The organism is Ructibacterium sp. SJQ-7, from assembly GCF_054696575.1.
The window spans coordinates 2,290,683-2,306,833 of sequence record NZ_CP195193.1 but is presented as its reverse complement, the minus strand read 5'-3'; the positions used below and the strand labels follow the sequence as shown (position 1 = coordinate 2,306,833).

Genomic DNA, 16,151 nt, shown 5'->3' with positions numbered 1-16,151 from the left:
CTCCTTTCTTTTTTGATAACGGTTCAGACGTTTCGTCCTTTCCCATTATCAGAACATTTTATATTGGTCTTTCTTTATATTTAACATTATACACCATAGTATTTCAAATATAAATAGCGATAAACTTTAAAATGTGCATATTTTTTTAATAAAATTTATATCATTTCCTACTTGAAATAATATAAAAATATGTTAAAATGTTATATAGTTTAATATAAAGATAAGATAGGATGGAGAATTATGAATGTAAAGTTGTTAATTTGTGACGATGAGAAGATAATACGTGAAGGACTTGCTTCACTGGATTGGAATACCAGAGGTATTGAGGTAGTAGGAACAGCAAAAAATGGTGAGGTAGCATTTGAGCTTTTTCAGAAAATGCTTCCCGATATTGTTATATCAGATATAAAAATGCCAACAAAAGACGGCATATGGCTTTCAGAACAAATTCATAAAATTTCACCTAATACAAAAATTATATTTCTTACAGGATACAATGATTTTGAATATGCACAAAGTGCTATTAATAACGGCGTATGTCAATATCTTTTAAAACCGATAGATGAATTTGAACTTTATGAAATAGTTGACAAATTAACAAAAGAAATACACCTTGAGCAACAAAAAGCAGAAAAAGAAATTGAATTACGCAAAACGCTTAGAAATAGCCGTTATTTTCTATTGAATTATTTATTTAATCGTGCACAGTACGGTATTCTTGATTTTGAACTATTTGAGATATCTAAAAAAGCTGCGGCAATGACGACATTTGTAATACGTCTTGATACAGACAGTACCAACTACGGAATGAATTTTATGATTTTTGAGGCACTAATCGAACATCTTCCTAAAACAATAAACTTTATTCCCTTTTTTAGTAATTCGGACCTCGTATTTATTTGCTGCTTTAACGAACCGGAAGGAGAATCCGAGCAAAAACTTTTCTCTTGTTGTGAGAATTTGGGAGACTTTATTGATACTGAATTTAACGTTAATTATAATATAGGAATAGGTATCTTTACTTCGGAAATATCCGAACTTGAGGCAAGCTATACCTCTGCATTGCAAGCACTCGATTACAGTGACAGACTTGGACAAGGAAACATTATTTATATTAATGATATTGAACCAAAATCACAGCTTTCGGCATATCAGTCAAAACTGATAGAAACCTACATAAAAGCACTTAAAAACAACGACGAAAAGCAAAGCAAAAAAAGCGTCAAGGAACTTTTCGACGTTATGGAACGTTCTGATATGAATCTTTATAATCAGCAGCGACGCTGTATGTCACTTATTCTTTCAATTTCAGATGCACTCTATGATATTGACTGCGATCCAACAATCCTCTTTAAAAATACGGATGCGTGGTCATTAATCAGAAAAACTCAATCTCCTGCAGAACTTAAAACCTTTGTTGAAAATATTACAGATGTTGTAATATCATATATTGAAAGTGTTCAAAAACAAAAGGCTGCAAATATAATCACTCAAGTAAAGGCTCTGGTCGAAAAAAATTATGCAAGGGATGCCTCGCTTGAAACGGTTGCTTCGCAAGTGTTTATTTCACCTTGCTATTTAAGCGTTATATTTAAAAAAGAAACTAATATAACTTTCAAAAATTATCTCATACAGACAAGAATTGAAAAGGCCAAAGAACTTCTTGAAAAAACTGATTTAAAAATATATGATATTGCCGAAAAAGTAGGATACAACAACACCCGCTATTTCAGCGAGTTATTTCAGCGTATCTGTGGTAAAACTCCATCGCAGTATAGAGCGAGTCACAATCCATCTATGCCTCAAGACATATAGGAAAAACACCAACTACGTTCAATGTCATTAATTTAAGTCAAACAAAAAGAATTAAGTTTAGAAATATACTTGAATTTAAAATAATTAAAAAAGTGCTTGACTGAGGTGAACTCGAATCAATGGTGTGGTCGAACTATTTTATTATGATAATCTAAGACTGTAACCACAATCACTATTTAAGTATCCGTACAACTTTTAACTTAAATTCATAACTATATTTTGCAACAAAAAAACCGACCTCCAAAAGTTAGATTTGTGGTCTAACTTTTGGAAATCGGTTCAATACCTACATGTTTCCAAACCATTTTCTCATTTTGTGCCAAGCAATATCATATTAACTAATGACATTGCGGCTATGGTGGTTTTCCTGTTAAATATCACATTAGTTTATTCTTATTGCATCAAATCCTCAAATATTTTTCCTGTATTCATTGACGTTTCTTCATTATTAAAGAATTTAATAAGTGCTTCCTCCAGCTTTTTTAGATTCTCTCCATTAATACTTACTGTTGCAAAAGAGCTTGAATTTTGTACACTTTGCTTTATTCCCTTCACATGTGGATTTGCATCTAATATCATTTCATCGTCATAAAGTTCTCTTATTATCGGGATAAGCGATGTATCTCTTGATAGTCTTCTCTGCTGCTCTTTTCCATTCATAAAATCAAGAAACCTTATTGCTGCCTCTTGATTTTTTGAATTTGAGTTTATTGCAAGGGCATAACTTCTTACAAATTGATTTTTATTAGGCAGACTTGCTACCATTATATTTCCCTTAACTGCCGAAGTATCACCATTAAGCTTTTTCCATAAAGAGCTGTTTCCCATCAACATCGCTGCACTGCCAATTTTAAAGGCGGCTATTGTATCAGTGTAATTTTCAATATCTTTGTATTCTTCAATAAATTCATTATATAGATTAAGCGTTTCTGCATAGCTTATGCCCATCGCCTCTTTTATTTCTATAATATTATACATCATATCTTGAATATCTGAGGTAGTCAGTCCCAGTTTAATAGGTAGTCCGAAATCAGAATTACGGCAAAGATTTATAATTCCATCCCATGTTTCAGGAACGTTATGAATCTTATCGCTCCTATAAAATATAACATCAGTATCCATTCCCACAGGCATAGCATAAAAAGAATCATTAACAGAAAATCTTTCCTGTGCGTCAATTATATATCTGCTATTATCTAATAAAATCTCTCCATCAAGAGCCTTTATGTATTTCTGCTCAACAAACTCCTTAGTCCACTCATCATTAATCCAGTATATATCGATCGAACTGTCTTTACCACTTAACGCCGAAACATATAGCTGATGCCTCTTTTCTGTTGAAGTGGGTGCATCAATAAATTTTACTTGAATATCTGGGTTTGCTTCATTAAATTCAGCTATATTTTGCGTGAAATCTGAGATATAGTTTGGTTTTATTACTTTTAAAACAGTAACAGCCTGTGCGGATTCCACTGTTTTCTCCACTGTGCATCCTGAACACATTGATAACATCACAGAAGCAAGCAAAAACAAAATAAGTAATTTTTTCATTAAAAACACTTCCTTTATAAGTCTTGCTAATAATATTATACCCTAAATACTTTATTTAGTAAATAGCGGAAAACTTTAAATAGTGCATATTTTTTTGTATTACTCTGCCAAATATTTTTATGACTTGAAATTTAATATGGTTATGGTATAATTATATCATAGAAGTGTTTTTATATATACCAATTTAACTTTATAATGATAAAACGGATTAGCTATATCCATAAAAATTCATAAACTTTATATTTTCAGTATTTTGTAATGGCTATTATATTATAAAAAGGAGGTGTTTGTCATGTCTGAAAAGTTCAATAATATGTCATTTCGTACAAAATTGTTGCTTTCATATATTGCGGTTATTATATTATGTATCATTATTTTTGGTTTAACCGTATTTTCGAGCATTTCAAGAAGATTTGAAAATGAAATAACTGACAATAACGCACAGATAACAGGCCTCGCTGTCAATAATATGACAAATACCATGAATAATATTGAGCAAATTCTGTATAGTGTTCAAGCCAATTCGACAATTGAAAAAATGCTGACTGCGTCCAATCCTCCGTCTCCTTATGAAGAAATTGCCGCCATAGAACAAGAACTTTCAAAAATAGACCCCTTAAAAGCAACAGTATCACGTCTTAGTCTATATATTGAAAACCGTACATCATACCCATCTCCGTTTGATTCGAATGTGACCGCTTCCGTTTATTCCAAAAATGAGGTATGGTATAAAAACACAAAGGAACTGAACGGAAGCACATACTGGTGCGTTATGGATTCCTCTGATGCCAATGGCTTGTTGTGCGTTGCTCGTGCGTTTATAGATACGAGAACCCATAAAATACTCGGAATAATCCGTGCAGATGTTAATCTTTCGCAATTTACAAATGATATTGCACATATAAGTATGAACAATACAGGTAAGCTTTTTTTGGTATATGAAAATCACATAATAAACACGTGGAATGATAGCTACATAAACAACTTTGTAAACGAAAATGAATTTTTTAAAGCAATAAGTGCTGATTCCGATAAGCCTCAGCTTGTTCAGATAAACAAAGAAAAACATATTATAAACCATAGCCGGCTCAAGGACAGCTCTCTTATCCTTGTACGTGCTTCAAAACTTGATGATTTTAACAGTGATATACATATAATCGAAAAATCAATGATAACTACAGGAATTATAGCATTACTTGTCGCTCTAATATTCATTTTTATTTTTACACGTTGGCTTACAGCTCCTATAACAAAGCTTATAAAGCATATGGAACGCTTTGAAAATAACTATGAGCGTATACCGATAGAAATAACCTCTCATGACGAGATGGGCAAACTGGGTGAGTCCTACAACTCTATGCTCAACACCATAGATTCTCTCATAACCGATGTTGAAGATTTATATAAAAAACAAAAGATATTTGAACTTAAGGCTTTGCAAGCTCAAATTAACCCTCACTTTTTATACAATACCCTTGACTCAATTCATTGGATGGCACGTGCTCATCATGCACCGGATATAAGTAAAATGGTGTCCGCATTGGGAACTTTTTTCCGCCATTCTCTTAATAAAGGCAACGAATATACTACAATAGAAAACGAATTAAATCAAATATCAAGCTATGTATCTATACAAAAGATACGCTTTGAGGATAAATTTGACGTTGTATATGACATTGACGAAAATCTTCTGCACTGTACAATCGTAAAATTAACAATTCAGCCTCTTGTTGAAAATTCTATCATCCATGGTTTTGATGAAATTGAAGAAGGCGGTATGATAACAATTCGTATCTATCCCGAAGATGATTATATATTTATTGATGTTATTGATAATGGTAGCGGCACAGACACTAATGAGTTAAATAAAGCTATTACTCATGAATTGGACTACAACGAACCAATCGAAAAATATGGACTTACAAATGTAAATCTGAGAATTCAGTTATATTTTGATAAAACCTGCGGCTTATCATTTAAAACCAATGAAACCGGCGGTGTAACAGCCACAATAAAAATAAAGCGAAAAGAACCGGAATATAAAACTATTGATTTATAATTTTGTATATGAGGATTGACTGCAATTCAAATACCGAAAATAATATAACTCAATACTGCCGCAAACTTAATGCTTATTCAGCTTTGCACACTGTTATGAAGAATCTTTCATAACAGTGCTATCTTTGCCATGTTCCGGCAATACCGAGATTATATTCAACAGAATGTAACGAATGTCAAAAATAATTGACCGTTCATTATATTTATATAAAAGCACCTTGCTTTTTAAGTTCTTTTCTTAATTCTTCAATGTCAATGTCTTGCACGTTTATATTATTTACAGCACATATTCCGGCGGCAACACCTCCGCCATGACCTATAGCTCCTGCAATAGGTGATACACGTATTGCCGCTTGTGCCTCGAAATTTGCACTGATGCAGCGTCCGACTGTAATCAAATTTTTCACATTGTCAGAAATAAGCGAACGGTACGGAATATGATATATATCCCCATATTCTAACGAAAGTTTTGTTTTTTCATACATTTGGGTATCATTTCCCTCCGGAGCGTGAATATCTATTGGATAACCGCCGCAAGCAATGGTATCATCAAAATCTACACAGGATATAATATCCTCAGCTGTAAGCACATAGCTACCTTTCAGCTGACGTGAACCTCGTATGCCTATAAATGGACCCGTAAACTCAAGCTCTGCATTTTCAAAGCCCTGTACCTCTGTTTTAAGCAATTCAAGCACTTCCCAAGCCTGCTTTCTTCCGAGAATTTCAGCACGAGTTAAATCCTTCGGTTCGGTGGGGTCTGCATTAATTATGCGTGTGGTATTTACAATAAACTCTCCTACCCTGTCTGTTTCAAAAAACAGAATATCCTCCCTCTGAAATGAAATCTTGCCTGTCTTTTGTGCTTTTTTCAATGTATTTACATACCCGCCTATAGATAGCTTTGGAGCACGGGTAACTTTGCTTAAATCACTCTTAAGCCGAGGAAATTCATCATTATTATTCATTATATATTCCTTGACTCTATCCGTATCAACATTAATAACCTTAAAATTCATTGTCATAGGCTGGCATTTTCCATCTGCCTCACGACCTTTGTTTGTTTCAAGCCCTGCAAGAAAAGCAAGGTCACAATCTCCGCTTGCATCAACAAACATTCTAGACTCTATACATCGTTTACCGTTTTTCCCATATACCTCAACAGAGTTTATTACGGCATTTTCGTATTCAACATCACAGACCACACTATGATAGAGAAGTTCAACACCGGCTTCTGCCATCATATCCTCAAGTTCAAGTTTCATTCCTTCAGCCGAAAACGGAGTAACTGTATATGTATAGCCCGTAGTATCAAAAATATGCCCCGGAGAGAACCCTTTATTCATTAATCTTTCTATAAGTTCATTCGTTACACCCCGAACAACTTGAACATCACCAGCATGAAACGTCATCATAGGTCCCGTACCACATGCTGTAAGTGTACCGCCTAAAAAGCCATATTTCTCAATCAATATAACACTTGCTCCATATCTTGCAGCTGCTATTGCTGCCATACAACCGGATATTCCACCTCCGATTACCGCTACATCATACATTTTTTACACCTCCAAATTTTATATGTTGTTCCTCGCCCCTTGCAGCACAAGTATCAATCTCCATACATACATACGGTACAAGTTGTATTATATTAATTCGTTCGCTCTTACTTATTATTTCTTGTGCACTGTAGTCAAGCTCTATATAAATTTTATCTTGTTTCTGTGTAATATCAGATATAGAAAGTTCAAGCGTTCCACAAGTCTGCGTGGTCATCACAATACAACGCCTATCACAACTTATCCCCCCTGCACTGTGCGTCTTATCTTTCAAAAACACCACTCCGGTTGTTCCATTCTTTTTTACACACTGTATTGAATCAGAATTCTCAATTATCCTTATTCCACTTTTTCTGTAATAATCATTTATTTCTTCTTCATGGCATTTTGGAATAACTATATATTCGTAAGAAACGTCTTTTACCTTTCTTCCGTGTTTAATCCACATTGTAAGATACCTTCCCTTGTAACTCTTACCATCTGATTTTATGCTCATATTATTCCAATCTCCGCTTCGTATCTCTCGAAAAATATTTACCTCCTGTTCCTCCGGGAAACAGTAGCCCACATCATGACTACCATCAAGATAAGCTCCTTTTATAATATAACCTTCACTTTCTTCATTACCATGTACTGTAAATCTCGAATTATCTGTTACAAGTCGATTTTCAATTATCGTTTCTACTTCACTTTCTTCTTCACTGTTTATACAACTTCCAAGACAAACCACTTCTTTATCGAAGAAAAACCACGATTTATTCGCTTTCAGACTATTTTCATTTGAAATCAACTTCATTGTGCATACACCGTTTTCCCCTATGCCGCATCCTCCTGTAAAATCACCTGCGGCATTAATATTAGGTTTTACTGTCGAGCCTCGTAAAACAGTTGTCCCTGGTAGGCGTTGTAAATCTATTGTTTGCCAAAAAAAGTCCGACTTTGGCTCATTTTTTTTATAAATGTACATCATACCGTCCGAGGTATGATGAGCATTTTGATTTTCATCGTTAATTGATTCATATGCTGCAGTCCGTTCTGAATGCATGGCAAGACCTATCGTATAACCATTTCCGTGTTTAACAACTCTATCCATACTGTTAAATGCCATAAAATATGGCTTGATTTCTTTCGGTTTAATATTATTATCTTCTTGTAAATGTTCCGCAAGTTCTGCCGTAAATACTGAAGCATATTCAAAAAAATTATCTGTAATCTGTGTCTTGATCGTACCCTTCAATTCATTAAACTCAGGCATTTCACTTAATATAAGCATTGCCGAAAGTATGTGCGTACAAGCAAGGTCACTCTGCTCATAATAACGTGAAATTTCTCTGCCACGTACCATATCCATAGCTCTGCCATTATATATGAAAGGAAGATAGGATTTTTCAATCCATGTATTAATTATATCTGTATTTTTATTTTCAAATTCTGTATCTTTAAAAATATATAACATCGGTGCAAGTTCTTGTATAAGCGAGCGTCCGTAACCACAATTATATGGTATATTATCATGTTGAATAAATGAACCATCCTTATAAAAACCGTCACCGCTGTCTGTTATAACCATTACATCCTGTATACCGGATATAGCATTCTTTATACTATCGTTGTCTGAAAGTAATATTCCACGAACAGCAAAAATAACTGACTCCCAAATTCTGTTAGCACCGGTAAGCTTTATCCTATCATTAAAATGTTTTTCCGCCGCCATATATCGTTTGAGTTGTGATTTGTCAGTATAATCATACATCAAGGTAAAAATACTGTTGATACTAAGAGGGATACCTATTTCCCAGTACCACCAGTTACCTTTAGGCACAGTAGTGTCATTATATACTTTTTCTAAAGTATTTAGTGCATTAAATATTTCATTTTTTATATTTTTATTATGATAGAATTGTGAGTTATTTTGAGAAAACGATATAGAAATGTCCAGTATTCCTTTCAGTGTTGCATTTATAACTCCCGGCTCATTTGATGTAATTGCCTTTTCTATACGCCCACCAAGCTGTACAAGCCTTTGTTCTGTGCGTTCATCTGATTGTAGTATGCAATCAGCCGTTTTTTTGCCGTTGTATCCTCTACCGCATAAAACATCAGAATATCGCTTTCTTAGTATGTTAAAATCCGTCATAATCATTCCTCCCATTTTTATATGTATCAATAATATCATATATGTCTATGCATATTAAATGGGAGAATCTTTAATTAATGCGTTAAATTTTTTATATTTCAATTTAAAAGGACGCTTTAAAATAGAGCGTCCCTTTAAATTTTATAACAGTTCCCATTCTTTTATTCATTCTCTTTTTATAGGCTCATCTCTTGCCTAATCAATATACACGTTTTAAAACAACTGATTTAGCCAATCAACTGACAGACTCAACCACGGATACTCTCTTTCAAACTTTCGTTTGGACCATATTAACTCATCACTCACCCTTGACAAACCATGCTCGCCTTTCTCAAATATATGTAATTCAAACGGTACTCCAACCCTCCTCAAGCCAGCTGCATACATCAGTGTATTTTCAACAGGAACACATATATCCTCATATGTATGCCATAAAAACGTTGGTGGAATTATATCCGTAATACGCCTCTCAAGCGACAGACTGCTCCATAGATGATTTGACTCGTCATCTGTACCTGTAAGATTTTTAAATGAATCTTTATGAGCAAATTCACCCGATGTTATTACCGGATAACTTAAAATTTGAGCATTTGGCTTATGCATTGCTAACTCAATCTCGCGCTCGCTGAATATTTCAGAATCATTCCACAAGGCACTTAGTGATGCTGCAAGATGTCCACCGGCAGAAAATCCGCATACAATTACCTTATCCGTATCTATATTCCATTTTTCTGCATTTTCTCTAAGCATGGCAACTGCATTAGCTGCATTTTGTATAGGAAGCGGATGTGTGTGCGGTTCAACACAATAATACACTACTGCCGCATGGAATCCTGCTGCGTTATATGCCATAGCAATACGCTCTGCCTCACGCTCAGATACCATTCCATATCCACCTCCGGGAAATATCACAACTATTGGACGTTTCTTACCGTCCAGAATATACGTTTCCATATACGGCATAAATCCATATTCTGTCGCTTCTTTCAACAAGTTAAATTTCTTATTAAACATAACATTCACTCCGTCTTAATTTTTGTCAGTTAAACGGGCATATCCTATCACAGAATATGCCCGATATGCTCATCTTAATTCAATGTAAATACTTTATTAAATAATGGTTTCATATCATTTTTCCATATAAAGACCTTCACCTTACTCTTATTTACGCAAGTAAATGGAATAATTACACTGTCTGAAATTTCATCTGATTTTATCGAAAGCAATGTACCATTCTCATTATATTCTGCAACATAAACCATGCCTTCTTCTGTTATATTGGTAAATATAGCATTAACATTTCCATTTTTATCATCATACGTTATATTCACTGTCGGTTCTGTAGGCTCATCCTTTGCTGCCGCATTAATTGTCACACTCATAACTTCACTGGCAAAGGATTCATCTGCAACTGCCGCCACACGAACAATGTAAGACCCCGGTGCAAGATTTGTGATTTCCGTGCCTGCACACTGCATCCATGTGAATGTAGGTTCTGACAATGATTTATATTCCATTGTAGTGTCAACACCTGTGATTTTGCCGTCATTGCCTTGATAAGTCTGTTCTTCAACCGCTGCTACATTTGGTGCGGATGAACGTTTAGGAATAGAAAGTTCAAACGCTTCACTGTTGCTTGTTTTTATGCCATCACCTTTTTTTACGATTTTTAGGGTATGACCGAAATATGTGTTGTCAATGTCGATATCCTCTGTTACATTATCTTTATCCGTCGCTACGCCATCATCTATTTTTATTATATAGTCACAGCCTTCCGTAAAGCCTGTTAGCTTTTCGTTTACATAGTTAATCGAGATTGTAGGCTGCGTTTCCGGCATTGCATCATACGCAATAATTGTAACCGAATATTCTGCACTCTTAAACTGCCTTTCGGCTTCCTCGTCTGCACTTACAGCTTTATAACGGATTTTATATGTGGTTCCAGGCTCAATATCACCTATATCATCTCCATCGCCCGTAGTCCAATTAATACCATTATTCGTACTATATTCCATAGTGTCTGCGATACCTGCAATAGTACCTTTGCCGCCAATCACACTCGGTTGTGTTACTATGATTTCCGATTTTGTCGGTGCTGCAGGACGTGCCTTAACTATTAGAGTCTGTGCTTCACTCGCAACCGTTGTCACATTATTACCCTTCTTTACTATCGAAAGCGTTATCTGTTCATTTGTTATATAATTAGCTAATGATAACTTGTTATCTGTTAATGTAACATCTAAACCATTAATTGTATATGTTCCATCCTCAACAAAGTTTATAAGTTCCTCTGTTGTATAATCAATTGCAATTTCAGGCGTCATTTCCTTTTCAGCTATAAACGTTTCAACTGTAATTGTTGTCTTCTCACTTGCAAAGTCTGTATCTGTTGCAGCTTTGCGGACATTGTATTCGCCTGCATCAACCTCAACTGTATCAACCAACTGCGTACTACTCCATTCATCTGTTCTCTTGAGTTTGTACTGCATGCCATTCATACCTGTGAGTTTACCTTTGCCGCCTATTTCCGTAGCATTTACACCTTGAACGGTTGTAGGTGCCTTAGGACGTGCTTTAACTGTCAACTGTTGCACGTCACTGTCGGTATATATTTCGGTATTGCGTGCTTTTTTTACAATTTCAATAGACAATAATTTGCCGGCATAACCAATTTTTTCATCATCAAGCGATATTGTCGTCACGCCCTCGCCAAGCGTTATATCTTTAGCATTACCTTCACCCACCTTTATCGTATACGGTTCCTGTGACTCAAAGCCGGTAAGTGTTTCATTTATATAATCAATGCTTATCTGTGGAGTTGCTTCCTGTATTTTTGCCGGTGGTATAATTTCCTCCTCCGAATATGATACTTCTGTTACTTTAACGTTATCTATATACGTCGCATTTTCAATATTATTTGAAGCTGTATGATAGAATCGCAAGTCTGTTATTCCTTCCTTTAAAGTGTCAAAGGCTCCTTTACATGTATCAAATGAACTTCCTTCTTTTACAAAACTCACATTATCTTGAAGCATTGTTCCATCTAGCCATATTGAAAATATTCCTGTGTTTGGATGAAGTTCAAGTTTTATATGGTGCCATTGGTTATTCTTTATAGACATTGCTTGTTCATAGCACCAGTTTCCTCCCGTATTAGTAATAGCTGTTCTGAGTGACGATGCGGTGAAATATGTAAGCCATAGTTCATTTCCTTCCTTTGTTTTAGCATACATACCTCTTGATGCACCAATCGCATCATCAGCACTTTCAAACATCGTGTCGTATTCTATTGTTAATGTTTTCTGCGGATTATCTGCCTTACTTATAGGAATAGTTGCATTAGCCGTTGCCTTATTGCCGGTGGCAGACAACTTCAACGACTTTGTTGTTTCTCCTGTAGGTATTGCCGACGTTACCGTCGTTGTTGTCCCATTAACGTCATTCGTTGCCTTTGCCAGCATATCATCGCCGTTGTTATACTCAACAGATGATGGACTTTCTGTATATCCCTTCACATAATCATATCTTGTAGGTCTTATAATATTATAAGTTGTATAGTCAACACAGGTAAGACTGTTAATGTTATCATTGTCTGTTGCAATTGCATAAACACTGTGCACACCCGATGTAACATCAGGTGTAAATACCCATTTACCGTCGTCACGTTGTTTAGCATCACCCGCCTTGATTTCTCCCTCGTCAATATATACCTCAACTTTACTGACAACACCATCTGTGTCATAAGCACTTATTACAATGTCGTCGCCTGACTGCTCTACTTTTGATATATACGGTGCATAATTATAGAACTCTGTCGTTGACAACTCTTTATTTACAGCTTTAGAAGCATATTTCTCTGTCAAATCAGTCATAAACGGTGCTATAGGTCTGCCTGCAGCATTAAATGTATTAATCACGGCTGGGGTGTCAGTTTGTGCTTCAACTAAATCCTTTGCAATACCCGGAGTATCTGACCATGCATACTTAACCTGTGGATTTGTTATATCTGTTACATCTATTTCTATAGTATCGCCGTTAATTGTCGGTGTAATATCTTTGTATATTCCGTCATCATCTTTAAGTTCAAAGCCCAACGGCACACCTCCATCATCGGTTGAAAGAGAGCCGTATGTATTCTTGAAATGAAGAATAAGTTTATCGCCACTGCGTTCCATATAATCAAAAGATGGGCTTTCAACATTTGATTGTGTATTGTTAATAAAATCTTCTATATAAGCAACTGCTCTGTCAGCAATAGGTCCTTTATCATTTGGGTGAACATTATTTGTAGTTCCTGTATCATTGCTCACAACTGTTTTTACGTTATCCATTCTTTGTGATACATTCCATTGTCCCGCTCTTACTCCGGTGCCAATGCGTATTGTCGAATAAATTTTTGCAAAATTCGCAGTAGGAAGTTGAATGACTACAAATGGTAAGTCCTCATCATTAAATGTTTTTCTCCAGTTGTTAATAAGCGAAGTCAATGCTTGCTCATACACTGTGCCGCTTTCAAAGGTAGTATTTGCCTCTCCTTGATACCATACAACAGCAGATGCTTTCAAATTCTTTAGCGGCAGAAGTCTTTGTGTATATAGTCCGCCTTTTGAGCTTGCTCCCGCCATCATTCTCTTTGCTTGTGAATCCCAATTTACTGAATATGTCGGAATCCACTGCATTATTGACGACCCACCCAAACTTGAACTTATAAGACCTATAGGAACATCAGAATCTTTTTTTATCATCCTCTTGCCTATCAAGAATCCAAGTGCAGAAAATTGCTTTGAATTTTCCATAGTAGCAACCTTCCACTCTGAAATCTCGTCAAATGAATTCATATATCTCACGTCTTCGTAAGCTTCACTTAATTCTTCGTTCATCAACGTTGGAAAAGTCTCAAGGCGATTAAACATATTTGATTGTCCCGTACAGAATATAACATCACCGACAGCCACATTATCGAGAGTAATCATGTTATCACCGCTTGATACTGTCATAGTTGCTGATTTTACAGCTTCCATAGCAGGAAGGGTTATCTCCCATAAACCATGTTCTATTGTTGTTTGCTCATCAGCCCCATTAAAATTTACTGAAACCGTATTCCCCGATTTTCCTGTACCTGTAATAGTAATAGGTTCTTTTCTCTGGAGTACCATGTTTGAGGAGTACACCGCATCCAAAGTTAACTCCGGTTCAAGAGTAGGCGTTGGGGTTGGACTTGCCGTTGGGGTTGGCGTTGGTGTCACATCCGGATTGATTGTTGTGGTTGGCGTTGGTGTTGTATCCGGCTCTGTTTCGCCACCTCCATCACTGTCTATATTCACATCAAATGAGTCAATAGACCACTGTATTTTCTTAGTGACTTGAGTTTTATCCTCACTTAAATCTCCACAGCCTATATATAAATATACGAATCCATCCTTTGATGCCGTAATTCCGTTAGGCAGGGAATACTTCATATTTGATTTGTTTGTTGACCAGTTTTTTATATTACTTTCATCTGTATGCTTTTCAAGTTCCTCTTTTACCAAATCCTGCGAGTGTGATGTAAGTGTTATTTCGCTATCAGAAACAAAAAGACAATATTCCAATTCCATTGTTGCAGTATCAAGATATGTAAAATTAATATCGACATTAATCTTGTCGCCGGTATTTACTTGTGCCAACTTAAACATTGTCGCTCTTGGTGTATTGTTTGCTTGTATATAATAAGTGACACTTTCTTTACTGCTTACAGTATTTTTTAATATTTTACTATTACTTTTGTCTGAACTTGGCAGTGTATACGCTGATACTCCGTCCGCTTCCGCTTCTACTGTAGTTGTAGTAGCCGCAAATGCCGTCAAACCGATAGATGCACATATCATCGTCACAGCTAACATCAATGAAATAATTTTTTTCATTTTTTTCCCCTCTTTCCGTTTTTATATACTTTTACTCATAATAACTATATCTTGTTATTAATCTTACCACGGGAATTTTTTTATTAAAATGCGGTAAACTTTAAGCTGTGCGGTTAAATTTATTAAAACCAACCATGTTTTTCGGTACAAAAGTCATATAAATCGTAAAATATGCTGTTAAAAGCTTGACTTGCCATAACATTATCCATAACCCTATTGACGCAAAAAAACAGTGCCATTAGAGTTGATTTTCAAACCAACCTAACGACACTGTTTTATTATAAAGTATAAATAATTTCTTCTAAAATTTAATCGCTATATCATTCCAAAATGTTTGAGTGCGTATTCTATGCCATTATCGAGCAAATCTTTTGTCACAAAAGATGCCGACTTTTTAAGTTCTTCACTGCCATTACCCATAACGATACTGTTAGGCACTGCCGTAAGCATAGGCAAATCATTCATACTGTCGCCTATTGCATACGCATTATCAATCGGAATATTATGGTATTCAAGAACTTTTTTTATTCCTGTACCCTTTGAAAATCCTTTTACCGTCATCTCACAAAAGCCGTCACCACGCACAATAAAATCAAAATCTTTTTCGATTTCTCTTTTAAATCGTTCTATATTGCTTTTTTCATCATACCAAGCCAAGAATTTGTCAAAAGCAAAACCATCGTCGCTGACATCAGGTGACAAATCTTTACCTTGCATTTCAAAACGTCTTTTCAGTTTTACAAAACCGTCTAAATTTCTACTGCGTTTATCACAATAAAATGACTTAGAATGTTCATACATTGGTGTCATATTACATTCAAACACAAGTTTAGCAACATTTTTGCAAAGCTCCGATGACAATGTATGCTGATATATCACTTTGCCATCACATTCTATATACATTCCGCAACCACATATATATCCGTCAAAGCCTATATCTCTTATTCTCTGTTCAACGTTCATAACGGTTCTGCCCGTATCAACATACATCAAATGTCCGTTTTTCTGTGCCTTATGTATTGCATTTACCGCACTGTCGGGTATTATATATGCCTCGTCATCAGATATAAGTGTACCGTCCAAATCAAAAAATACTATCATAAAAATCACTCCAATAAGTATATTATATAT

General features: G+C 35.4%; 8 protein-coding genes. 2 read left to right on the top strand and 6 right to left on the bottom strand.

What is annotated here, in order from left to right; translation table 11 throughout:
- Positions 1-240 precede the first annotated feature (240 nt).
- Positions 241-1,815, top strand: coding sequence for a response regulator (locus tag ACSAMO_RS10045; RefSeq protein ID WP_117966498.1), 1,575 nt, complete (start codon positions 241-243; stop codon positions 1,813-1,815).
- 393 nt (positions 1,816-2,208) lie between these two features.
- Here the strand turns inward: ACSAMO_RS10045 and ACSAMO_RS10040 are convergent, their stop codons facing one another.
- Positions 2,209-3,366 (bottom strand): extracellular solute-binding protein, encoded by a 1,158-nt coding sequence (locus ACSAMO_RS10040; protein WP_418756009.1) that lies wholly within the window; start codon positions 3,364-3,366, stop codon positions 2,209-2,211.
- Positions 3,367-3,658: 292 nt separating this feature from the next.
- On the opposite strand from ACSAMO_RS10040, the gene ACSAMO_RS10035 reads away from it, so the two are divergent.
- Complete coding sequence (locus ACSAMO_RS10035; RefSeq protein WP_118446594.1) at positions 3,659-5,425, top strand: cache domain-containing sensor histidine kinase; 1,767 nt, start codon at positions 3,659-3,661, stop codon at positions 5,423-5,425.
- A 202-nt stretch (positions 5,426-5,627) separates the two neighbouring features.
- Here the strand turns inward: ACSAMO_RS10035 and ACSAMO_RS10030 are convergent, their stop codons facing one another.
- The 5 genes from ACSAMO_RS10030 to ACSAMO_RS10010 all read right to left on the bottom strand — a co-directional run bounded on the left by ACSAMO_RS10030 (position 5,628) and on the right by ACSAMO_RS10010 (position 16,121).
- A complete protein-coding gene (locus ACSAMO_RS10030) occupies positions 5,628-6,980 on the bottom strand; it encodes an FAD-dependent oxidoreductase (protein ID WP_499209239.1) in 1,353 nt (450 codons plus the stop codon).
- Entirely contained in the window at positions 6,973-9,117 is a 2,145-nt protein-coding gene (locus ACSAMO_RS10025) for a polysaccharide lyase 8 family protein (RefSeq protein ID WP_418755657.1), read from the bottom strand. Before ACSAMO_RS10025 ends, ACSAMO_RS10030 begins: the two co-directional genes overlap by 8 nt.
- A 213-nt stretch (positions 9,118-9,330) precedes the next feature.
- Positions 9,331-10,131 (bottom strand): alpha/beta hydrolase, encoded by an 801-nt coding sequence (locus ACSAMO_RS10020; RefSeq protein ID WP_022229469.1) that lies wholly within the window; start codon positions 10,129-10,131, stop codon positions 9,331-9,333.
- Positions 10,132-10,205: 74 nt separating this feature from the next.
- Positions 10,206-15,020: a sialate O-acetylesterase gene (locus tag ACSAMO_RS10015; protein ID WP_499209238.1), complete on the bottom strand. Its 4,815-nt coding sequence runs from the start codon at positions 15,018-15,020 to the stop codon at positions 10,206-10,208.
- 315 nt (positions 15,021-15,335) lie between these two features.
- The gene (locus ACSAMO_RS10010) at positions 15,336-16,121 is read right to left on the bottom strand and encodes a Cof-type HAD-IIB family hydrolase (protein WP_117968591.1); all 786 of its coding nucleotides are present in this window, start codon (positions 16,119-16,121) and stop codon (positions 15,336-15,338) included.
- Between the last annotated feature and the right edge of the window lie 30 nt (positions 16,122-16,151).

What these genes read in the sequence shown, in the direction of transcription:
- ACSAMO_RS10045 (WP_117966498.1), top strand. Translation starts at nt 241, where the DNA reads ATGAATGTAAAGTTGTTAATTTGTGACGATGAGAAGATAATACGTGAA.
- ACSAMO_RS10040 (WP_418756009.1), bottom strand. Translation starts at nt 3,366, where the DNA reads ATGAAAAAATTACTTATTTTGTTTTTGCTTGCTTCTGTGATGTTATCA.
- ACSAMO_RS10035 (WP_118446594.1), top strand. Translation starts at nt 3,659, where the DNA reads ATGTCTGAAAAGTTCAATAATATGTCATTTCGTACAAAATTGTTGCTT.
- ACSAMO_RS10030 (WP_499209239.1), bottom strand. Translation starts at nt 6,980, where the DNA reads ATGTATGATGTAGCGGTAATCGGAGGTGGAATATCCGGTTGTATGGCA.
- ACSAMO_RS10025 (WP_418755657.1), bottom strand. Translation starts at nt 9,117, where the DNA reads ATGACGGATTTTAACATACTAAGAAAGCGATATTCTGATGTTTTATGC.
- ACSAMO_RS10020 (WP_022229469.1), bottom strand. Translation starts at nt 10,131, where the DNA reads ATGTTTAATAAGAAATTTAACTTGTTGAAAGAAGCGACAGAATATGGA.
- ACSAMO_RS10015 (WP_499209238.1), bottom strand. Translation starts at nt 15,020, where the DNA reads ATGAAAAAAATTATTTCATTGATGTTAGCTGTGACGATGATATGTGCA.
- ACSAMO_RS10010 (WP_117968591.1), bottom strand. Translation starts at nt 16,121, where the DNA reads ATGATAGTATTTTTTGATTTGGACGGTACACTTATATCTGATGACGAG.